The 23,116-nt window shown below is 40.7% G+C and carries 21 protein-coding genes; 5 read left to right on the forward strand and 16 right to left on the reverse strand.

From position 1 onward, the window contains the following. Positions 1–224: 224 nt before the first annotated feature. Entirely contained in the window at positions 225–989 is a 765-nt protein-coding gene (locus AC6JAD_RS02190) for an alpha/beta fold hydrolase (RefSeq protein WP_461302784.1), read from the forward strand. 10 nt (positions 990–999) lie between these two features. Beyond that, on the forward strand, positions 1,000–1,599 hold the full coding sequence (yihA, locus tag AC6JAD_RS02195) for a ribosome biogenesis GTP-binding protein YihA/YsxC (protein ID WP_461302783.1): 600 nt from the start codon (positions 1,000–1,002) through the stop codon (positions 1,597–1,599). Positions 1,600–1,602: 3 nt separating this feature from the next. Here the strand turns inward: yihA and AC6JAD_RS02200 are convergent, their stop codons facing one another. The 4 genes from AC6JAD_RS02200 to gldB form a co-directional block, all read right to left on the reverse strand. Continuing rightward, on the reverse strand, positions 1,603–1,959 hold the full coding sequence (locus tag AC6JAD_RS02200) for a GTPase (protein WP_461302782.1): 357 nt from the start codon (positions 1,957–1,959) through the stop codon (positions 1,603–1,605). Between the two features lie 105 nt (positions 1,960–2,064). Continuing rightward, a complete protein-coding gene (locus AC6JAD_RS02205) occupies positions 2,065–5,457 on the reverse strand; it encodes a T9SS type A sorting domain-containing protein (RefSeq protein ID WP_497865939.1) in 3,393 nt (1,130 codons plus the stop codon). Positions 5,458–5,556: 99 nt separating this feature from the next. Continuing rightward, entirely contained in the window at positions 5,557–5,892 is a 336-nt protein-coding gene (gldC, locus tag AC6JAD_RS02210; RefSeq protein WP_461302780.1) for a gliding motility protein GldC, read from the reverse strand. Further along, entirely contained in the window at positions 5,889–6,848 is a 960-nt protein-coding gene (gene gldB, locus AC6JAD_RS02215) for a gliding motility lipoprotein GldB (protein ID WP_461302779.1), read from the reverse strand. Before gldB ends, gldC begins: the two co-directional genes overlap by 4 nt. 106 nt (positions 6,849–6,954) lie before the next feature. Here gldB and nadE point away from each other — a divergent pair, with 106 nt between their 5' ends. Next, complete coding sequence (gene nadE / locus AC6JAD_RS02220) at positions 6,955–7,740, forward strand: NAD(+) synthase (protein WP_461302778.1); 786 nt, start codon at positions 6,955–6,957, stop codon at positions 7,738–7,740. A 158-nt stretch (positions 7,741–7,898) separates the two neighbouring features. Next, entirely contained in the window at positions 7,899–8,531 is a 633-nt protein-coding gene (locus AC6JAD_RS02225; RefSeq protein ID WP_461302777.1) for a response regulator, read from the forward strand. Between the two features lies 1 nt (position 8,532). On the opposite strand, the gene dnaG is transcribed toward AC6JAD_RS02225, so the two are convergent. The 5 genes from dnaG to AC6JAD_RS02250 form a co-directional block, all read right to left on the reverse strand. Further along, positions 8,533–10,497 carry a DNA primase gene (gene dnaG, locus AC6JAD_RS02230; RefSeq protein WP_461302776.1) on the reverse strand — a complete coding sequence of 655 codons (1,965 nt, stop codon included), beginning with the start codon at positions 10,495–10,497 and terminating at the stop codon, positions 8,533–8,535. Positions 10,498–10,644: 147 nt separating this feature from the next. Then, complete coding sequence (locus tag AC6JAD_RS02235) at positions 10,645–11,694, reverse strand: hypothetical protein (protein ID WP_461302775.1); 1,050 nt, start codon at positions 11,692–11,694, stop codon at positions 10,645–10,647. A gap of 48 nt (positions 11,695–11,742) precedes the next feature. After that, positions 11,743–12,585, reverse strand: a complete 843-nt coding sequence (locus AC6JAD_RS02240; RefSeq protein ID WP_461302774.1) for a hypothetical protein — start codon at positions 12,583–12,585, stop codon at positions 11,743–11,745. After that, complete coding sequence (locus AC6JAD_RS02245) at positions 12,572–13,141, reverse strand: RNA polymerase sigma factor (protein WP_461302773.1); 570 nt, start codon at positions 13,139–13,141, stop codon at positions 12,572–12,574. Before AC6JAD_RS02245 ends, AC6JAD_RS02240 begins: the two co-directional genes overlap by 14 nt. A 75-nt stretch (positions 13,142–13,216) precedes the next feature. Beyond that, positions 13,217–14,194 carry a polyprenyl synthetase family protein gene (locus tag AC6JAD_RS02250; protein ID WP_461302772.1) on the reverse strand — a complete coding sequence of 326 codons (978 nt, stop codon included), beginning with the start codon at positions 14,192–14,194 and terminating at the stop codon, positions 13,217–13,219. Between the two features lie 272 nt (positions 14,195–14,466). Between AC6JAD_RS02250 and AC6JAD_RS02255 the strand changes: the two genes are divergently transcribed. Then, the gene (locus AC6JAD_RS02255) at positions 14,467–15,321 is read left to right on the forward strand and encodes a T9SS type A sorting domain-containing protein (protein ID WP_461302771.1); all 855 of its coding nucleotides are present in this window, start codon (positions 14,467–14,469) and stop codon (positions 15,319–15,321) included. A gap of 62 nt (positions 15,322–15,383) precedes the next feature. Here the strand turns inward: AC6JAD_RS02255 and rlmN are convergent, their stop codons facing one another. The 7 genes from rlmN to AC6JAD_RS02290 all read right to left on the reverse strand — a co-directional run bounded on the left by rlmN (position 15,384) and on the right by AC6JAD_RS02290 (position 23,044). Beyond that, positions 15,384–16,424, reverse strand: a complete 1,041-nt coding sequence (gene rlmN / locus AC6JAD_RS02260) for a dual-specificity RNA methyltransferase RlmN (RefSeq protein ID WP_461302854.1) — start codon at positions 16,422–16,424, stop codon at positions 15,384–15,386. A gap of 92 nt (positions 16,425–16,516) precedes the next feature. After that, the gene (locus AC6JAD_RS02265; protein WP_461302770.1) at positions 16,517–18,181 is read right to left on the reverse strand and encodes a T9SS type A sorting domain-containing protein; all 1,665 of its coding nucleotides are present in this window, start codon (positions 18,179–18,181) and stop codon (positions 16,517–16,519) included. A 134-nt stretch (positions 18,182–18,315) separates the two neighbouring features. Beyond that, positions 18,316–19,365, reverse strand: coding sequence for a tRNA preQ1(34) S-adenosylmethionine ribosyltransferase-isomerase QueA (queA, locus tag AC6JAD_RS02270; RefSeq protein WP_461302853.1), 1,050 nt, complete (start codon positions 19,363–19,365; stop codon positions 18,316–18,318). Between the two features lie 79 nt (positions 19,366–19,444). Continuing rightward, on the reverse strand, positions 19,445–20,680 hold the full coding sequence (locus AC6JAD_RS02275) for a 3-phosphoshikimate 1-carboxyvinyltransferase (RefSeq protein ID WP_461302769.1): 1,236 nt from the start codon (positions 20,678–20,680) through the stop codon (positions 19,445–19,447). Beyond that, entirely contained in the window at positions 20,677–20,919 is a 243-nt protein-coding gene (locus tag AC6JAD_RS02280) for a hypothetical protein (protein ID WP_461302768.1), read from the reverse strand. Before AC6JAD_RS02280 ends, AC6JAD_RS02275 begins: the two co-directional genes overlap by 4 nt. Next, positions 20,919–21,245 carry a nucleotide pyrophosphohydrolase gene (locus AC6JAD_RS02285; protein WP_461302767.1) on the reverse strand — a complete coding sequence of 109 codons (327 nt, stop codon included), beginning with the start codon at positions 21,243–21,245 and terminating at the stop codon, positions 20,919–20,921. Before AC6JAD_RS02285 ends, AC6JAD_RS02280 begins: the two co-directional genes overlap by 1 nt. 2 nt (positions 21,246–21,247) lie before the next feature. Further along, complete coding sequence (locus AC6JAD_RS02290; RefSeq protein ID WP_461302766.1) at positions 21,248–23,044, reverse strand: DUF3858 domain-containing protein; 1,797 nt, start codon at positions 23,042–23,044, stop codon at positions 21,248–21,250. Positions 23,045–23,116 lie beyond the last annotated feature (72 nt).

Below are 23,116 nucleotides of genomic sequence, written 5' to 3' on the forward strand. Positions count from 1 at the left end.
TTCGTTGAATCAAATATAAATAAGTTTTACCACATTTTACCACATTTTACCACTTTGTTGATAAGTTTTACCACCACCTAATTATAAAAACGCCTTGAGCGGGATATTTATTCTGAGAATCAATCATTTATGAAAATTTTAAAATGTAAGTTTTCAACAATAGTTTACGACTCATCCTTTCATTAAAATTTATGTACTTTTGTTTTGTAATTCGCTAACCCAAAATGACGCATCCTCTTAAGAAAGAAGGCAAGTTTTCATACTTAGAAATTGGTGAGGGAACTCCAATTATTATCATGCACGGGCTCATGGGTGGGCTTAGTAATTTTGATGGGGTCGTCAATTTCTTTCCTAGTAAAGGCTACAAAGTTGTCATCCCGGAACTACCTATTTACAGTATGCCTATCCTGAAGACCAATGTCAAGAACATTGCGGTCTATGTTTCTGATTTCCTAGAACATAAAGGGTATGATGAAGTCATTTTATTAGGAAATTCCTTAGGCGGACACATTGGCCTAATGGTCACCAAACTATTCCCCAAGAAAGTGAAGGCACTCGTAATTACTGGAAGTTCTGGTCTTTACGAAAGTGCGATGGGAGAAACGTATCCGAAACGGGGTGATTACGACTATATCAAGAAAAAAGCGGAGAATGTCTTCTACGACCCAGCTATTGCGACTAAGGAAATTGTAGACGAAGTTTATGAGTCGGTCAATGACCGAAACAAATTGATTCGTACGCTATCTATTGCCAAAAGTGCAATTAGACATAATATGGCAAAGGATTTACCACATATGCCGAACCCTACTTGTATAATCTGGGGGAAAAATGACACTGTTACACCTCCTGAAGTAGCTGAAGAATTCCACGAATTACTTCCAGATTCAGATCTTTACTGGATCGACAAATGTGGACATGCAGCCATGATGGAGCATCCCGACACCTTTAACGAGTTGTTATACGCCTGGATTCAAAAGCGAGGGTACTAATTCTAATCACATGAAAATAGCATCTGCAGAGTTTGTGATGAGCAACAGCGATGTTGCCAAATGCCCAAAAAATGCATTGCCAGAATATGCTTTTATTGGACGTAGCAATGTGGGCAAATCTTCCCTCATTAATATGCTAATGCAGCGCAAAAATTTGGCAAAGACCTCTGGACGACCGGGAAAAACGCAGCTTATCAACCATTTTATCGTCAATAATAATTGGTATTTGGTCGATTTGCCCGGATATGGCTATGCAAGGGTGTCTAAATCTACCAAAAAGGTATTTCAGAAGTTTATCACTCAATACTTCGAAAAAAGGCAGCAATTAGTGTTGGCCTTTGTATTGGTAGATTGCCGCCATGAACCTCAAAAAATAGATTTGGAGTTTATGCAATGGATGGGCGAAAGCCAGATCCCATTCAATATTATTTTCACCAAGGCGGATAAATTAAAACCTAACGCACTTTCTAAAAATATTGACGCCTATACGGAAAAGATGTTGGAAACTTGGGAGGAGATGCCCACCTACTTTGTCACTTCATCCAGTAAAGGGCATGGACGGGATGAATTGCTCACCTATATTGCTGCCATAAACGATCAATTGCGCTAGGCCTTAACGAGTTCTTTTTGAAATTTCCTCGATTAATTCCTCTGAAGATTTCATGTCGTTTAATGTACTGGAGTCAATGATAATTTCTAACTCCTGTTCTTTAGAGAGCACTACTGGAAAATCGTATTTAGGCAACCATTTCGACTTATATTTTTTGAGGAATTCATCCTTATGGTAAAACACCATCTCATTATCTGATGATTCCCTATAGGATTTCCACAGGTCATCTTCGACAAACCTCCCAAAGGTAATCGCACATAGATTACAATCGTAAGTGGCAGGGCTAACTATCTTATGGACATTGTCCAGAAGCCTATCAACAAACCCCGAATCGGCATTATATACAAATATGAGTTTCATCGCACAGTAAATGTACTTCAAAAATACATAGTAAATAAAAAGGAGCAAAGCACTAGGGCTTCACTCCTTTTCGACAACGTAACTAACAAAAAATTCTTTTATCTATTATCTCTTTATTAGTTGCTTTGTGGTATTACCTCCTGTTTCAGTGTCAACAATCTGAACCAGATAAGTACCGCTGTTCAAGAAAGAAATATCCAGCCTCACCTCACTTTGGGCTGCAAGTTCCTTACCTAGGACAAGACGACCGGTAATGTCGTATACACTAACTTGTGCATTTACGGTTTGGTCACCCAAATAGGAAATGCTAACACTGTTATTAGCAGGGTTTGGAATCATAGAAAACTCAAAACTATTCGAGAACTCTCCGATAGACAGGATTTCGCAATCATCACCTGTAAGTCTTGTAACGGTTACTGGATTGGAAAAATCGTAACATCCGTCCAAATCGGCCACATTCTGGCCAGTTTCTAATCCCGTAAGTCCATCTGCATATCGAATGTACCAGATGTCGCATACACCAGATCCTGCTCCTTCCAAATCGAAAGGCGGGGCAGCTGGTAATCCGAGGATCTCACCTGTTGCATTATCTGTAATTACCCAGCCACTATTGGCACCTATTCCTGCACCCACTACTTCTACGTCTATAGGATCGGCCTCACCGTCACCAGCACATATGGAAACCTCTGTATCGTTAGTCCCTGCAATCTGAATTGCAGCACCATCTACACCTTCCCTATTCACTGTTATGGGATTGGAAAGGTCATAACACCCTACCAAATCAGCTACATTTTCACCAGTATTCAGGCCAATGAGTCCAGACTCGTAGCGGATATACCAGATATCGCAAACGCCAGGGCCAGCACCGTCCAAGTTGAATGGAGGGGCAGGTGGCAAACCAAGTATGGTTCCGGTAGCATTATCGGTAATTACCCAGCCACTAAAACTTCCTTGTCCTTGACCGACTACAGAAACGTCTATTGGATCGTCAACTCCATCGCCAGCACAGATATCCACTTCGGTAGCACCACCACTGCCTGTAATTTCAATAGCAGCAGCATCCACACCTTGTCTATTTACGGTCACTGGATTGGACAAATCAAAACATCCGTCAAGATTTGTCACATTTTCTCCTACTTCCAATCCTGAAAGTCCATTCGCATATCGAATGTACCAGATATCACAAACACCGGGGCCAGCACCATCCAAGTTGAATGGAGGGGCAGCTGGCAAGGCCAAAATAGCACCCGAAGCATTATCGGTGATTATCCAACCACCATTGGCTCCAATTCCGGTTCCATCTATGGTAATGTTAATTGGATTATCAATACCATCTCCAGCACAGATGGTTATTTCAGTATTTCCTGGTGACCCTGTGATAAAGATTGGAGGGGCACTTACACCTTCCCTATTCACGGTAATAGGATTGGAAAGATCGAAACAACCCGCCAGATCAGCTACATTTTGACCCGCACTTAATCCCGTTAGGCCATCCTCATATCGTATATACCAGATATCGCAAACGCCATCACCAGCTCCTTCCAAATCGAATGGAGGTCCTGGGGGTAATCCCAAAATGGTACCGGTGGCATTATCAGTAATTACCCAACCGTTGTTGGCACCTACTCCGGTTCCTACCAATGTCACATCTATTGGATCGCCAATTCCATCACCGGCACAAATATCGATTTCCGTTGCTCCCGTACCACTAATTTCAATGGCGGCCGCATCAGGATCATTTCTTGTTACTGTAATTGGGTTGGATAAATCGAAGCATCCGTCTAGTCCAGAAACATTTTGTCCTACTGTAAGCCCAGCCAAGCCATCTGCATATCTGATATACCAAATATCGCAAATACCGTCACCAGCTCCATCCAAGTCGAATGGTGGCCCCGGGGGAAGTCCTAAAATATCTCCTGTAGCATTGTCGGTAATAACCCAACCATTATTGGCGCCTACTCCGGTTCCCACCAATGTTACATCGATAGGGTCTCCAGTTCCGTCCCCTGCACAGATTTCGATCTCCGTGGCTCCTGTACCAGTAATTTCAATGGCAGCAGCATCTGGGTCGTTCCGGGTTACGGTTATTGCATTAGAAAGGTCGTAGCATCCCATGAGGTTGGCCACGTTCTCGCCTGCTGTAAGCCCTGTTAGACCGTCTTCGTAACGGATATACCAGATATCGCAAACGCCATCGCCAGCTCCGTCCAAGTCGAATGGAGGTCCTGGAGGGAGTCCCAAAATGGTCCCGGTAGTATTATCGGTGATTACCCAACCACTGTTAGCACCTATTCCAGTACCTACCAATGTCACATCTATTGGATCGCCAATTCCATCACCGGCACAAATATCGATTTCCGTAGCTCCGGTTCCGGTAATTTCAATGGCAGCAGCATCGGGATCGTTCCGGGTTACGGTTATTGCATTGGAAAGGTCGTAGCATCCCATAAGGTTTGCCACGTTCTCGCCTGCTGTAAGCCCCGTAAGCCCGTCTTCGTAACGGATATACCAGATATCGCAAACACCATCGCCAGCTCCGTCCAAGTCGAATGGAGGTCCGGGAGGGAGTCCCAAAATGGTCCCGGTCGTATTATCTGTGATTACCCAACCACTGTTAGCACCTACTCCGGTTCCCACCAATGTTACATCGATCGGGTCTCCAGTTCCGTCCCCTGCACAGATTTCGATCTCTGTGGCTCCCGTACCACTAATTTCAATGGTAGCAGCATCTGGGTCGTTCCGGGTTACGGTTATTGCATTGGAAAGGTCGTAGCATCCCATGAGGTTGGCCACGTTCTCACCTGCTGTAAGCCCCGTAAGACCGTCTTCGTAACGGATATACCAGATATCGCAAACGCCATCGCCAGCTCCGTCCAAGTCAAATGGAGGTCCAGGAGGGAGTCCCAAAATGGTCCCGGTCGTATTATCGGTGATTACCCAACCACTGTTAGCACCTACTCCGGTTCCAACAACAGTCACATCTATTGGATCGCCAATTCCATCACCGGCGCAAATATCTATTTCCGTAGCTCCGGTTCCGGTAATTTCAATGGCAGCAGCATCTGGGTCGTTTCGGGTTACGGTTATTGCATTGGAAAGGTCGTAGCATCCCATGAGGTTGGCCACGTTCTCACCTGCTGTAAGCCCCGTAAGACCGTCTTCGTAACGGATATACCAGATATCGCAAACGCCATCGCCAGCTCCGTCCAAGTCGAATGGAGGTCCGGGAGGGAGTCCCAAAATGGTCCCGGTCGTATTATCTGTGATTACCCAACCACTGTTAGCACCTACTCCGGTTCCAACAACAGTCACATCTATTGGATCTCCAGTTCCGTCTCCAGCACAAATTTCAATGGCCGTAGTTCCGGCTCCGGTAATTTCGATTGCCGCTGCGTCTGCTGTACATTGAGCATTAGCGGCAAAGCTCCAAACAAAGAAAAATAGGAAAGCTCCTATACTACTTTGCAGGGTAGTGTTTTTAAATAATTTTTCTCTCATCGTATTTATTTTTTGTTAATACAACAAACTTATAAAGCGATGAAATCAGAAAATGTAAGCTAGCTTACATTCATCATTTATTTACAATATTTTAACAGGCTATTTTTTGGTAAGCTCCAGTTTTTCAGCGAAATAATCACAAAAATCGCGCATAGTATCGCTCATTTTTTCATCGCTGGTGGCTCTTTGAAAAGTATCGGCCATTGCCGTAAGTGTTTGATGAAAAAAAACTTTCATTTCATCTAAAGGCATATCCTTGGTCCAAAGGTCGATACGCAGGGCTTCTTTAGCTTTGTGATCCCAAACCGATAAAAGCATGGCCTTGGACTCTTCATTATTTACCCCACCATCTGGGGCAGACCAATTCAGTTTATCTGGAATTTTATTCTCGTCCAATTGGACTTCTATTTTAATTTCGGAGGTGTGCGCACTCATTTTTTCGGTTTGTATTTAGAGTTCCTGAAAAGTTCTTCTGGTTCAATCTGCATTAGTTCGTTTAAGGACACCTTATTATTGTCCATATAAGACCTTACTATTTGCCACCCTACATAACGGCCTATCATTCCAGGTGACTCATTATCAAGTTCCAAATTGAATTTGGAGAACGGTGCAGGGTTTATAAATCGGGAAGGCAATTTAATATCTGTGCTGTACAGCAGTTCATTTTCCACAAAATAGCGCCAAATATCAGTTTCATTGGTCTGGGCCCAATTCAACTCAACATCCGTATAACCAATTTTCTGGGCATCATTGAGTTGGGGCAGCCATTTGTCCTTAAGGTAAAGTCCTTTTCCGAAATACACCATTTGGGCTAAAAAGGAACGTTGCCTAGGAACCATTATATATTTTTTCGAGTATGCCATAGCCACATCCGGCAGAATAGCCTCGGGTTTCATATTCTTGGTAATATATTTTGATATCCCTTCGTAAAATGGATGTTCTGATCCTAAATACGTATCCAATTCAATAATTAACACACTATCTCGAGCTATGACCTTGGTTTTGTAATCTACGTCGGACGTTGTCGTATAAACTTTCGGAATCGAAAAATTGGGATAGTAGTAGGAAATATGCTGGAACAGTTGGGTTAGGTCGTCTTCCAATGCTGTCTCATTGGGAAATACCTCGGCCACAGCTTCATTTAGCTGCTGCTGCAGCGTATCTGTCATTCGACCTACCCAAATACTATCTGGAAATTGCCTTGGGAAAAACTGAGGGTATTGCAATTTCAGGTTTTGTAGATCGGAAACAGATGCTTTTCCGAATATTTTGTCGAAACGTACTAATTCGAAATCTACAGGAATCTGTTCAATTTCCTTTTCAATTTCGGATTTGGAATTACATCCAAAAGCGCTCATTAGGATAACAAGGGCCCAAAAATAGTTCTTCATACACATATTTTTACAAGATAGTAACGGAACGGTCTTTTATTAATTTTGCATTTCCCTTACTTTTGCGTTGCAAAGGTATCACTATTCACAATTAAACCCTTATAAAATGCAGACGGAAAAAGTAACGCAACACTTGGTAGATTGGTTAAAGAATTATGCAGAGAAAGCTAAGATGAATGGTTTTGTTGTGGGTGTAAGCGGTGGAATCGATTCTGGGGTGACTTCTACCCTATGTGCCATGACAGGATTAAAGACGCTATGTGTCGAAATGCCCATTCACCAAGCACCCTCTCAAGTTACGCGTGCCCAGGAGCACATTGCCCAATTAAAAAAGCGTTTTCCCAATGTGAGTGACGCTAGGGTTGACCTAACTCCTGTATTTGAAGAGTTTAAAACAGAAGTCCCAGAAACCTCACAAGAAACATTAGATTTAAGTTTGGCCAATACCCGTGCTCGGCTACGAATGACTACGCTCTATTACTTTGCAGGATTACATCGCTATCTCGTTGCCGGAACCGGTAATAAGGTGGAAGATTTTGGAGTTGGATTCTTTACAAAATATGGAGATGGAGGTGTTGACCTAAGTCCGATTGCCGATCTTCTAAAAAGTGAAGTTTATGCTATTGGACGCCATATAGATGTTCCTGAAGCCATCCTAAATGCGGTTCCAACCGACGGATTGTTTGGGGATAGTAGAAGCGACGAAGACCAAATCGGGGCAAGCTATGATGAATTAGAATGGGCCATGAGCATGCAGGATGCAGGTAAGGAACCAGCAGAATTTAGTGGCAGGGAAAAAGAGGTATTTGAAATCTACTTAAGGCTTAATCGTGCCAATCAGCACAAAATGGTACCTATCCCAGTATGTGAAATCCCCCAAGAATTCAAATAATTTTTGCTTTTAACGAATTTTCTTGAAGTTGAACGAAAAATCGCTCGAACGGTATTTTCTTTTTATAGTTTTGAATTTGTAGTAGAAGTATTACAAAAACCTCACACATTAAAACTAGTATCCCCGTTTTGAGTGAAACGTAAAAAACGGACCAAGAAATGAAAAGAATCGTTATTGCAGATCATCACCCGGTAACCCGTAAGGGTATAGCTTGTATGATTAAGAAAAATGAAAACTACACCATTGTAGGAAAAGCCAACAATGGAGATGAGTTATTCAAGAACTTGAATGAGCTAAGACCGGACATCTTGATTATGGAGATAGACATGCCGCAAATAAATGGCATCAATGCGCTTAGGAATATAAAGATGGAATTTCCAGAAACTCGCGTGCTCATATATTCTACTCATCCCGAAGAGATTTATGCGCTGCGCTCCATTAAATCTGGAGCAGCCGGATATGTTCCTAAAACTGCTTCCACAAAAGTATTCTTGAAAGCCCTCAAACAAATTGCTAAAGGCGGTATCTTCTTAAATGAAGAACTTACCACTACCTTTACCAGTCGTAATGTAGGTGAAGCAAGTGCTATTAGCCGATATAAGAAACTTTCTTCGCGCGAAATTGAAGTATTGAACCTTCTTTCCAGTGGAAAAAGAAATAAGGACATTGCCAATGCCCTTAATATCAATGAAAAAACGGTAAGCACTTACAAAACAAGATTATTGAAGAAATTGAAGGTGGATAACTTGGCAGATTTAATCCACCAATCAAGAATGTTTCAATTCGGGTAGGTTACACCACTCTTCTTAATTTTTCTGAGAGCACCATACGTAGCGTGTTGTAATCCTGTACATCCTGTAATATATCTTGCTTTTCCATTTCCTCTTTTTCTGAAATGGTGGTTGCCAGTTCATGGATTTTCATATTTACGAAATGACGCCTTAGATTTAAAATAGTCTCCATTACCATTTGTGGAATGGTATATTCCTTAAGCTTCACGTAAATTTCCTTTCGATCCCAAGAGGCCAATTGATATTTTTCATCATCCATTAAGATATGGGTCACAGCCTCGGCAGATTTGGGTGGCAATTGATTCACAAAGGTTTCCATTTTTATTTCTTGCTGTTGATTGAGTGTATCAATAATATCGAAATACAGTTCCTTAAAGCTATCATTTGCAAATTCGATCTCATCTTCCTGCAGATCGAGATACACCTTTTCAAACACCTTTGATTTTATCTTTTCAGGCTTAAAATTAATGGTTCCATCATCTGAAGCCTCAAGGATCAAATCTTCAAAATCCTCTTCAATATGACCGTATAATAGCAACAGTTCGATAATTTTTCGCTCTAACTCGTATTGAACATCTACCTTTTCGATGGAGGCCTTTTGTTCTGAAACGACTTCCATGGGCTGTGGAGCTTCTTGCCTTGTTTTTTTGGAAGCATCCCGTTTCTCCTTTTCCAACATTTGAGCAAGGGTACTAAAAAGCACCTCCTCGCTAATATCCATAATGCGCCCACATTCCTTAATATAGACCTCCTGCTTAATTCCGTCTGGGATTTTAGAAATACTAGTCACCATATCCCGGATGGTTTCGGCTTTTTTTATGGGGTCATTTTCTGCATCCTTAGCTAATAATGAAGCCTTAAAATTGATGAAGTCCTGAGCATTTTCTTCCAAATACAGCGTTACCTCTTCCAAGGAATTATGTTTGGAAAACGTATCTGGATCTTCTCCTTCTGGAAAAGTGCAGATCTTCACGTTCATTCCCTGCTCTAAAATTAAATCGACGCCACGTAGGGAGGCCCTTAATCCTGCCGCATCCCCGTCGAATAATAAGGTAATATTTTTGGTAAGGCGATTAATCAGCCGTATTTGCTCTGGGGTCAATGCGGTACCAGATGAGGAAACCACATTTTGGATACCCCGCTGGTACATTTGGATGACATCGGTATATCCTTCTACCAAATAACAATTATCCTCCTTAGCAATGGTTTGTTTAGCGTGATAAATACCATATAACACTTTGCTTTTATGGTAAATATCACTCTCGGGCGAATTAAGGTATTTTGCAGCCTTCTTGTCATTGGTTAGGATTCGGCCCCCAAAACCAAGCACTCGTCCGCTCATGCTTAGTATGGGAAACATGACTCTACCCTTAAAGCGATCGAATTGCTTCTCTCCCTTTACAATGGTAAGTCCCGTTTTCTCCAAATAACTGAGCTGGTACCCATTTTTAAGGGCATGGGAGGTAAATGCATCCCACTCATCGGGTGAATATCCTAAAGCGAATTTTTGAATGGTTTCATCCGTAAATCCCCGTTCTTTGAAATAGGTTTTACCAATGGCCTTTCCCTTCTCACTATTCAATAAGGTATCATGAAAATAATCTTTGGCGAATTCACTAACCAAATAATGACTTTCGCGCTCGCTGGCTTTCTCCTTTTCTTCATCGGATTGCTCGGTTTCCTCTATCTCAATCCCATATTTCTTAGCCAAGTACCGAATGGCCTCTGGATAGGAAAAGTGTTCGTGCTCCATTAAGAACGCTACCACATTACCTCCTTTACCGCTGGAAAAATCCTTCCAAATCTGTTTTACAGGAGACACCATAAAGCTAGGGGTTCGCTCATCTGAAAAGGGACTAAGCCCCTTAAAATTACTACCGGATTTCTTCAATTGAACAAAATCGCCAATCACCTCTTCTACGCGGGCGGTATCAAAAACTTGGTCTATGGTAATTCGAGAAATCAATATTGGAAATGGTTGAAGTATATCCTTAGCAACAAATATACTTTTTCTTATGTATCAAAATACGAAATAGGAAAACAAAAAAGACCTCCAAAGGGAGGCCTTTTCATTAAACAATCGGCATATTCAAAAAAATAACCTAAAGCAAAATCAGTCCATATCGAAACGAAGTCCAAGTGAAAGGTTTCGTTGTTCCACAAGATTGTCCTTAAAGATGGGGTTTAGATCGTATTTTACATAAAGAGCACTACCGCGCCAACCCAGGTATGCGCTAACCCCATAAATAAAATTGTTGGTATTGAAGTTACCCGTTTCCTTGAGCTTCACATCCTCGGTTCCATCGTTGAATTTTAACTTTTGGCGTGTCCCAAGACGTAAGCCTGCATAACCACCAAAGCCAAACTTTACCTTGTTGTGCGTGTAATAGCGGAAATAGTCTTCTCTTTCAACCTTTCTTGATGGTCCTACCTCAAAATGTACTGGGAACACCAAATTATCTACCCTAAATTTAGATTTATCCAAATCGCGATCAAAAGTCTGTAATTCGGTTTGGGCACCGGTATCCACAAAATATCGGTTATCGGTAGGCTTTAAACCATTGAATTGAAACGAGAAACCATATTTAATTCGTAGCCAATTGGTTTCCTTGAAAACCCTTGTTTTCCATGCCCAACCAATTTCTGCAAAACGACTTCCTGCAATTTTAAAGTCGCTATCTTCTAGAGACTCCCCTTCGGTAATTACATTGTTAAAACCCACAGCAAGCACAAAGTCGCTGGTGGTACGCCGGTCATATTTGCGTTTCTTGGGTGTGTAATTGAGTCCAAAGATTCTGCCTTCACCAAAAAACTGTATTTCTAACTTGTCGGTTTCCAATATATCATCGGCATCACCATTTCTTTTTAGCAAGGCAATTTTGTTATCTACAATGGCCAAACGGTTTTCAATGTTTAATGCCCGTTTTTCAGCGGCTTCTGTTTTAAGCCTTTCACCCTCTTCCTCTGTTAATTCTCCTCGCTCGACGCGTTCATTAATGCCTTGGACCTCATATTTAAGGGCTTCTTTTTCTTCATTTACGATTTGTTCTTTACTCTGTTCTAGCACTTCCAAGCGGGTTAAGGTATACACCTCTTGCGCATGGCATTGGGTCATAGCTAGCACCCACATCACAAGTGCGATGCAATAGGTAATGGTTCTCATATTTGTTCGATTTATTTTGCTTTCGGAGAAAGCGTGATTGATGAATATTTAATTGTTCCGCTCTGCTACTGCGGTTCTTACTTTGCTGAATCCCTCTCCCAGGGCATCGAAGACGCGATCTCGAAAACTACGCTCCAGCTCTACCTCTACATCCATCAACAAAGCTTGCGCATCTACTTTTTGATGGCTGGAATCTAGGATTCTTTTGGTTGCAATATCTCGCTGCGCCTTGGCCAATAGCGCATCGATTTCTTCTGCACTTACCGTGCTATTCAATTCTTGTATCTTCTTTACCTCTTCGATTACTTGATCTACCTTTTGCTGGATAAATGCTTCTTCACCACTGTTTGTAACTACTTGAGCTTTTTCTTCCTCCTCTATATCCTTAAAAGCCATCGTCTCGTTCATTTTAGCATCAAGGGCAGTGTTCTCTACAACCTTTTTCTCGACTTTCTGTTGGGTAATTTCTATGCTTGCAATAGCTTTTTTATCCGATTCTGTGTTGACATTTTCTTCAGAAGGAATAATTGATTCACTTGAATCTTCTGGAATCTCTTCCGAAACTGCGAGCTCTTCTTCCGAATTATCATTAAGGGGTGCGACGATCTCTTCTCTTTTGTCCTCAATGTATGGGGTTTCTTCCTGTACTTTATCACTATTATCTTCTACTAGCTGTTCTGTACTAGAGTCGGTTCCGAAAAACAACCAACTCCCAATTAATAGGACGCCTACAAAGCTTGCAGCAACAGCCATCCAAAAATAGGCCGGCCTCTTTTGATTAGGCAAAGCTCCCAATTGCCCCTCCAATTTTTCCCAGGCACCATCGCTGGGTTGGATTTCCCTATCCTGCAATTTTTCCCGTATGTTTTCTTCAAATTTAATGGGTGCCATAACTCAATTTATTATTTTGTTTTGTCACAGCCTTCTGCAGCATCTTCCGAGCCTTGAAGAGTTGTGTTTTTGATGTATTCTCCGAAATTTGGAGCAATTCTGCGATTTCACTGTGCTTGTACCCTTCTACTGCATACAGCACAAAAACCGTTTTATAACCTTCGGGCAATGAATCGATCATTCTTTGAATGTCCTCTACTTCCAATTCGGTCTCTATGTACGCCACATGGTCCATAGAATTTTCTACCGTACTATTGTCGTTAAAGTCGAGCTTGCTTTTCCTTCGCAATTGCGAAATGGATTCGTTAACCATGATTCTGCGCACCCAACCTTCGAAACTCCCTTCATTTTTAAAGGAATCCAACCGGGTAAACACTTTTAAAAAACCGTTAAGCATAACTTCCTCGGCCAATTCATCCTTCTTTAGGTACTGCCTACAAACGCTCATCATTTTTGGAGCGAACAATTCGAATAGCTCATGCTGGGCTTTTCGATTCCCCTTCTTGGCTTTACCAATAAGTCTCACATAATTTTTATGTAAGGATACAACTCGCATAGATTTATTTTACAACGCTTTCTATGTATATAGACATTGGTTTTTGAAAAATGGTTGTCTGGGGTGTGAAAAAAATTATTTTTTTCGGTCTATTACGTAATTCACCATCAATTCCAGTGCCGCTTTGTATGGCGATTCAGGATATGTTTTAAGAATATCGAGGGCACGTTGTTGGTAATCTTTCATTTGTGCAATGGCATACTCTAACCCACCATTCTCCTTCACATAGGAGATCACCCGTTTTACCCGCTTCTTATCTAAATTATGGTTTTTAACCGAATTGATGAGCCAGGCCCTATCTTTTGGAGCGGCGTGATTAAGTGCGTAGATTAAAGGAAGTGTCATTTTCTTCTCTTTAATATCAATTCCCGTGGGTTTACCGATCTTTTCCTCTCCATAATCGAATAGGTCATCCTTTATTTGAAAAGCAATTCCAATTAACTCCCCAAAAAGTCGCATATTTTCAACCTCTTCTTCTACGGCATTTACGGATTTCGCCCCCATGGCGCAGCAAGCGGCAATTAATGTGGCCGTTTTTTGTCGTATGATCTCGAAGTAGATTTCCTCCGTAATATCCAATTGTCTCGCTTTCTCTATCTGTAACAATTCGCCCTCACTCATCTCTCGAACAGCTACAGATATGATTTTAAGTAAATCGAAATCGTCGTTGTCTATAGAAAGAAGCAACCCCTTTGAGAGCAGATAATCGCCCACTAGAACGGCAATTTTGTTTTTCCAGAGTGCATTTATGGAAAAGAAACCGCGCCTTCGGTTACTATCATCTACCACATCGTCGTGAACCAATGTTGCAGTATGAATTAATTCTATCACAGATGCACCACGGTAGGTGCGTTCATTGATTTCCCCATTATTGCACATCTTGGCTATAAGGAAAACAAACATGGGGCGCATTTGCTTCCCTTTTCTATTTACCACATAATGGGTAATTCTGTTTAATAGAGAAACCTGTGAAGTCATGGAATTGGAAAACTTCTTTTCGAAGTGTTCCATTTCCTTTTCAATGGGTTCTTTTATTTGGGAAACAATTTTCATTTATGCCATCAAAAATAGTAGAAAACAGTGTAATAAATTGGGCAAAGCTATTTTTTCTACGGACAGGCAACGAGCCGGCCAATTATAAGGTATGGTTGCTTTGCATTAGTATTCTTTTGTTAATGACTTAATTGCATTTCTCATACATCGGAGAAAATCTACATTTTTTCTCACAAAAGCTACAAATTGATGTTAAACCTGATCAGGAGATACCTCAAATTCTGCATTTATACCTATCATTGTTCTACCTAATAAATTAAATAACTTATACTATGAAAAAGATTACATTACTAGTAGCGGTTTTTGCTACTTTTACTACAAGTGCTCAGATCTTTTCTGATGACTTTAATGCCGAAACTCCAGATGCAACCACATTTGCAAATTGGACTTCTGTGGATTTTGATAATGACGGAGAGTTCTTTGAAGTTTCTGATATTTCAGCTTCAGATGCTTCTGCTTCTCCCCTAGATGGCATGGTTGCAGACTCCGATTCTTGGGAAGATGGAAACCCAAATAGCCCAATGACTCCAGACAACTTCCTAGTTCTTACGAATCCAATTGATTTAACTGGAATTAACGATGCTGTTTTGAACTTTACCTTTGGTACGTACCAAATTAATGGGACATTCTTGGAAGACCGTTTGGCCGTATATGTATCTACATCTAACGACCCGGTAACCCTTATCACTGAAACTCCTGTATTTGACGATCAGATTGGAAACCAAACACCTGCCGATAATGGAGGTGAGAACTCGGCTGTAAACATTAGCCTTGACCTTTCTGCTTATGCTGGAATGCAGGTTTATATTGCTTTTAGACACTTCGATACGTTTGACCACAACTCCGTACTTATTGATAACGTTGTTGTTGATAGCGCTTTGGGAATTACAGATGAAAGTGCAGTTGGAACACTAACTCACTATGTTAATAACAATGAGATGGCTTTGCGCGCAGCATTCCCAATCCAGAATGTAGAGATTTTCAATGTACTAGGACAAAATGTATTGGCTCAGAAGCTTACAAGCTCCAATGAGACACTTAACATTGCTGCCTTGAATGCAGGTATGTACATTGCTAAAGTTACTGTTGAAGGACAGACTAAGTCTTTCAAATTCGTTAAGAGATAAGTTTAGTTTAGTTTGATATTATCTGAAATGAGAACGGCTCTTGAGAAATCTAGGGCCGTTTTTTATTGCTTGTTAGCCAACTGACCACAGGCAGCATCTATATCCTTACCACGACTCCTTCTTACCGTAACAGGGATCCTGTTCCTTTCCAAGGCTTGAATGTATCTTTCGATAGCGGAATCTGACGCTTGTTGAAATTCACCGTCGTCAATAGGATTGTACTCAATTAAATTTACCTTAGAGGGTACATACTTACAAAATCTGACCAAGGCTTTTATATCTTCTTCCTTGTCATTTATATTTTCCCAAACCACGTATTCATAGGTAATTATTCTCTTGGTCTTGGTGTACCAGTACTCTAGCGAATCTTGAAGGTCGTCCAATTTGAAACTCTTTGCGAAGGGCATAATCTTTTCCCTGGTTTCCTGAATTGCAGAGTGCAGGGAAACAGCCAAGTTGAATCGAACTTCATCGTCGGCCAATTTCTTTATCATTTTTGGCACCCCAGAGGTAGATAGCGTAATACGCTTAGGTGACATCCCCAGGCCTTCATCACTTGTAATCTTATCGATAGAAAGTAAGACATTCTTATAGTTCATGAGCGGTTCTCCCATTCCCATAAAAACGATATTGGAAAGTGGCCTGTTGTGATAGAGCATACTTTCCCTATGAATCGCTACTACCTGATCATAGATTTCATCGGGGTTTAGGTTCCTCATTCTCTTTAAACGGGCCGTTGCACAGAATTTACAATCTAAACTACAACCTACCTGAGATGATACACAGGCTGTGGTTCTGGTTTCGGTGGGAATTAGTACAGACTCAACCACCAATCCATCGAACAGCTTTACCGCATTTTTAATAGTACCATCCTTACTTCTTTGAAGGTGATCTACTTTAATATGGTTGATGGTAAAATTATCTTCCAGATGGACCCGGGTTTCCTTAGATATATTAGTCATTTCCTCAAAGGTATGTGCGCCTTTGCTCCAGAGCCATTCATATACTTGATTACCCCGAAAGGCCTTATCTCCTATAGAAACGAAGAAGTTTCTTAATTCTTCCTTAGAAAGTGCCCTAATGTCCTTTTTTACTTGCTCCATCGACTGCAAAATTACCACATATTTAAATGCTTTGCACAAAAAAACCTCTTTCATACAAAAGAGGTTTTCCAATCATTGTCTTAGTTGGTTGGTTAGTTGCTGACAATGATTTTCTTTGTAATATCATTTTGACTGTTTTCATCTACCAAATGAAGGAAATAAATACCTTCTTGAAAACCAGATACGTCTATTCTATTTTCTGAGGTTGACGCATTCCCTGAGGACATCTCCTGTCCTAACACATTGTAAAGCCGATAGCTTAAATTAGGGAAGCGTGTATTCATGATTGAAATATGGGTAGTTGCAGGGTTTGGGTACACACGCAATAAACCTGTCAACTCAAATTCTGGGGTATTAAGAGCATTGGCATGCGAATCTAAGGTAACCTGTCCAGAGCCAGAGGGGTCTAACCAATCCATCAATCTTGTGTCAGGTGAAGAACCACTGTCCCATGAGATCGCAAATCTACCATACACATCATAATCACCATTATTTTCTGTACCATTACAAAAGGACTGGCCGGCATACAATTGACCAATAATCTTTCCATCTTGGTTCAACAAAGGTGATCCTGAGGAACCACTTTCGGTAGTCCCCATTTCCCAGCCGTTACCATTACCTGCAGACACCCCTTTAATGAGCCATACTTCTGTACCATTGGCATTTTCCTTGACAGCTGGGTCATCGTCCCGGCATATTTTCATGATATCCCCATTTGGGTGATGAATCCCTACTTGAAATTCAGGTATATCATCCGATCTATCCCAACCTGCAAAAGCCACATCCCAAGATGCGGGTATATCATTGACCAACTCTACCAAGGCAAAATCACTCAGAGCATTATTCGCCCTTAGTTCCGCTCCACTCATAGTAAAGTTCGTTTGAACATCTATACTTTCATCTTCTTCGGCACATACAGGAGTTGGGCTTACCCAATTAAACCGCACGGACCACAAGGAAGGATCTGAATTTTCCAAACAGTGATTTCCGGTGAGTAAGTAGGGTGTTTTATCTACTCTTGTATTGTTTACCAGCGCAGCAGAACATAGATATCCGTTACCTAGATTAAGCAGTGCGACTGCCTTTTTTAGAAGTTCTTTTTTATCGTCAAAATCATCACCAACAGGGCAATTTACATCGTAATTACAATCCCCTGAATCATTAATTCCCCTTGAAGAATTCCCTTCGACCAGATCATTAACCCTTCCCAATCGATACCCGTGAATAACACTACCCACTTCTATCTCTACAGGTTCTTGGGTGCCAATTTTTTGGTAATACTCCATGTAAATCGTATCCCCATTTATATACCAAGAACCCAATTTTTGAGAGTCCCGATTGTTCTGATGGGAATAAGTTTTAGAGATATCACTTCTATCATAATTATAGAAAACCAGACGCCCCCCAGTCGGAAGTAGGAAGTCGTTAAAATTAAGGCTCATGTTAATAGCTTCGGGGGACTTAATGGCAGCCCGCCAAATTCTATCCCCATTGTCAAGATAGGTCCACTCCCCATCAGTTTCCAGATTAACAACAATAGGGCGTACCACACCGTAGCGCCATGGTAAACTCTTATCAAGATCATTGATACTATCTTCGAGCCGGATGGCTTCCAGATCAATAGGGGGAAGTTCAATAGGAGCGATCCCATTAAGGTTTAAATCCCAACTAACAGGCTTGTCCCCGTCTCTTTCCTGTGATAAAACAGAAAGCGAGGGAATCAAAAACAACAACATTAAAAGGCGTACTGTTTTCACCTATACACAATTGATTAAGCCGTTATAACACACTAAAATACAGGATTATTCTTAGATAGAAAAATAAAATAGCGTATTAAAAAAGCCCCTATCCAAGTGGACAGAGGCTTTTCCCATATTTTTCAATTCTTTTTTTAGATAATCAGCATGGCATCACCATACGTATAGAATCTATACTTTTCCTTAATGGCTTCTGCATACGCTTCCTTTACAAATTCATGCCCTGCGAACGCCGACACCATCATCAATAACGTTGATTTCGGAGTGTGAAAATTAGTTACCATACAATTTGCAATACTGAAATCGTAAGGTGGGAAGATAAATTTGTTCGTCCAGCCAGAATAGGCATTCAACGTGTTATTGGAAGACACTGAACTCTCTAAAGAACGCATTACAGTAGTTCCAACAGCACACACCCTTCTTTTCTTGTCTATCCCATTATTAATAACATCTACAGCGTTTTGATTGATAATAATCTCTTCACTATCCATCTTATGTTTTGAAAGGTCTTCCACTTCCACAGGGCTAAACGTTCCGAGTCCTACATGCAAAGTAACTTCAGCAAAATCCACTCCTTTAATTTCAAGGCGTTTCAGCAAGTGCTTAGAAAAGTGCAATCCAGCGGTTGGAGCAGCAACGGCACCTTCATTTTTAGCAAAAATGGTTTGGTATCGATCTGCATCTTCCGGTTCCACATCCCTTTTAATGTATTTCGGCAATGGTGTCTCACCTAGCTCAGTCAATTTATTTCTGAACTCTTCATAGGAACCATCAAAAAGAAAGCGTAAGGTTCTTCCTCTTGAGGTCGTATTATCAATAACTTCGGCTACAAGGGATTCATCCTCTCCGAAATACAGTTTATTCCCAATTCTGATCTTCCTAGCAGGATCTACAAGCACATCCCACAGACGGGTTTCACTATTCAGTTCCCGCAACAAGAATACTTCTATGCGGGCACCTGTTTTTTCTTTATTCCCAAAAAGGCGGGCAGGAAATACTTTGGTGTTATTCAAGACCAACACATCATCCGCTTCAAAATAATCGATTAAATCCTTGAACATTTTGTGCTCAATGGTCTGATCCTTTCGATTCAGAACCATTAAACGAGCTTCGTCCCTATTTGGGGCTGGATATTCTGCCAATAACTCGGGTGGCAGATCAAAATTGAAGTTGGATAATTTCATTCCCATATTTCGTATCGTTTTATTTTTAAAGAGCGCAAATATACGATCTCGACATAGGGGTTGTCAAGTAATTAGTGGTTTATTCTTCGAAATGCACCCTAAAGCCCAGTTTTAAAAGGTCTTGCCAATAAGTTGGGAAAGACTTACTAACTACCCCGCTATCTAGAATGTTAATTGGAACCTTTAAAGCAAGGGGCGCAAAAGCCATTGCCATGCGATGATCGTGATAGGTTTCTATAGATATATTTTGTCTTATTAAAGTTGCTGGATAGAGTTTTAATGAATTGTCTGTAATTTCTATGGTTGCTCCCAGTTTTTCCAATTCATTTTTTAGGGCTACCAAACGATCTGTCTCTTTAATCTTCAAGGTATGCAACCCCGTTAATTCGCAACCAGTTCCCAGTCCGAAGCATGTTACCGCAATTGTCTGGGCAATGTCCGGTGTTTTCACTAGATCGAAAGAAACATCGGTAGGGATAGTTTCCTCATTCCTGGAGATTGTTATCGCCGAATTGGCTTCATCGAAGGTTGTGACCACCCCAAAACTCTTATATAATTCTGCTAGGGCAGAATCCCCTTGCAAACTGTTTGCTTTGTAGCTATGTAACGTAACGGAAAGGTTCTCGGACATGGCTACAATACTATAAAAGTAGGATGCCGAACTCCAGTCACTTTCCACAATTACAGTAAATGCATCACTACTTGTTTTTGGCGCTATGGAAATGGTATTATTGGAAAAAGAACCTTCTACCTCCAATTCATGTAATAGGGAAAGTGTCATTTTTATATAGGGAACTGAAGTAACCTTCCCTTCTAAGAAAATCTTTAGTCCGTTAGGTAAAGATGGTGCAATTAACATGAGGGCAGATATGTATTGACTGCTAACATTGGCCGCGATAGATACCTGGTCTCGGGTTAATTCCTTACCCTTAATTTCTAATGGTGGAAACCCTTCGTTCCCAGCATAGTTGATTTCTGCACCCAACTCACGCAATGCATCCACCAATACCCCAATAGGTCTTTCTTGCATCCGTTGGCTTCCGGTTAATAGAATTTCCTTGCCTTCCTGAGAGGCAAAATAGGCCGTCAAGAAACGCATGGCGGTACCCGCATGATGAATATCCACCTCGCCTTTTTGAATTTCCAATCCTTTCCCTAATGCTACCGTATCATCACTCTGGGAAAGATTTTCAATAGTAAGGGAAGGAAAAAGTGCTTTTAGCACCAAAAGGCGATTGGATTCACTTTTAGAACCTGTCACTCTTATGGTGGCCTGATGCACCAAACTAGATGATCTATTTAGGACGGCTTTCATTTGCGTTGATCCTGTCTTTTGAGCTTCGCCCAAAACTTACCATAACTGACCATGAATCCAGCAATTAGCCCAGCAAATGGGACCATCCAGACCTTACTGGATTGCAGCAAAAGGGTTATGAATTCTGAAGAAAACCCTGAAACGAACCATTGAATCACCAACAGAATTAAAAGGTACATGACACTAAGAAATGCCACCGATTTCCAAAAACCCGGATGGGTAATTATTCTTTTGAACATCACTTGAGCTTTTCGTTATTATGATGACGATCGTGATCCCTTTTGGTTTTTTTATCCATCTTCCTATCAAACGCTGTTTGCAGATCTACTCCTGTTTGGTTTGCCAAACAAAGCACCACGAAAACCACATCGGCCAACTCTTCCCCTAGGTCTTTATCTTTATCGCTATCCTTTTCACTCTGCTCGCCATATCGTCTGGCAATAATACGGGCTACTTCGCCTACTTCTTCAGTAAGTTGAGCCATATTGGTAAGTTCGTTGAAATAACGAACACCATGCTCCTTAATCCATTTATCAACTACTAGCTGAGCATCTTTTAAGTCCATTTTTAGGCTTTTGTTAGAACGATTTTTGAATCCGACACTTCTGTGTATTTTGCAAAAATCTCCTTTATACTTTGATAATAACCCTGCGGTATAATTCCTTGGTTAATATTTAAATTCAAAGATACTTCAATTTGATCATCGATCAGTGTTGTTTGAAAACTTAATGAAACCAAATTATCGGGAGTAGCAACCGCAACTGGATCCGGGAGACTTTTTACTTTATAGCCAGGGGGTAACTTGAATTTAATTTTTTCTTTTCTTGAAGAAGGAAATCCGAAATCCATTGGATACAATCTTGTTTCCTGTGTAAACGGATTCTCTTCCAAACCAAAGTACAGTAAAGGTTCGAAATAGAGGTTACCATCTATTTCTTCCACGCACTCATCACAATCGAAGCTATAAAACAAACTTAATGGGCGATCTGGATTATCCATTTCTTTTACAACAAGGTTGGATATGGAAAGAAAATCATTTGACTCTTCTAAATCCTTTTGATATCCTTCATCTTCTTCCGACTCTTGATAGTCTTCGCGATGACCCCAAGCATAATAGCCCGATAGGCGCTTTTTAACACCTCCTATAAGACCCAAATTCTCTGCATCCAATTTTACATCTACAACTAAAGAGTTTTGGGATTTTACCCTGGATTGTGTAGAGATCATAGCATGTCCCCTACCATTATATAACAACAATGCATCACCATTTACAAAATGAATTGGAAGTTCCCCAAATCCTGAATTTTTCCTTGAAGCATCCAAAAGGTAATAAGTACCGTTAATATCTATATGAACCGCAATGTAATTAAATAGGCTTTTCGTTACAAAATGAATAAACCCCCTATCCTTGGAAGCCATCATTACCATGTTTGCATCCAACCCTGCCTCTCTCAACATTATGGCCAAAAGGACGTTAATGGCCCCAGCGCTTCCTTTTTTCGTTTTGAAATTTTTCTTAATCGAAAAGCCAAAATCACAATAATAGCCATCCCATTCCATGCTGTCCCGTATGTAGGAAAATATTTTAATAGCCTTTTGCAAAGGATCGGTTTCCTCTCCTATTACACGAACTGTTTCACTTCGAAGGAAGTTTCTCTTGGATAATGAATCCTTAAAATTCCCACCTGCCCACGATATATTATTGAAATATTGGGCTATATCGCCCCAATCCTTTAGTTTATATCTCCTATAATTTAACAAAACCTCAATAAAAAGACGACCTCGATAATTGTTCAAACTACCTAGGTACGCTTCCTGCTTAAGGGCTGGAATATTTTTGCCGGTATAATAAAGAAATCCATTTTTCTTAGTTACTTCTAACTCAATAGGAGAGTATCCATTTCGAGAAAGGGTCAACTCTACAGGTGTAGGATTGGTAAATGCCAAATGAAAATGCTCCAAGGGTAAAATACTTTGATAATACAAGACCCACATCCCTATATCTTTTACCACATAGGATATTTCAATAATAGAACCTTCTTTTACATTCGGGAAGGGAATAATATAATCGGTATCATCCTTAGATACTTCATTTTCTATGATCTCCTTTTTCTGGACTTCAGTAACAACTATTTTTCCATCCTCTAAATTATAGGTTTTTGCTTCTAAAATTTCTGCGTCGTCATAAGGTATTTCAAAATCAGAATACTCCAGTCCTTCCTTAGTATAGATTTTCCGGGCCTCCCTTACCTTAAGAACATCTCCAAACTCGAGGAAAATATCTCGGTAAATAATCTTAGCCGAAGCTTCCTTAAAAACGTCATCCTGCTTTTCCAAGAGTTGTTCCTTGGTGATCTCCGGCATCTTTTTATGCTGGGACCAAAGACCCCATGCAGAGAAAAAACAGCATAAAACGAATATGTTTCTTACGGTCAA

This window comes from Aureisphaera sp. (assembly GCF_059726885.1).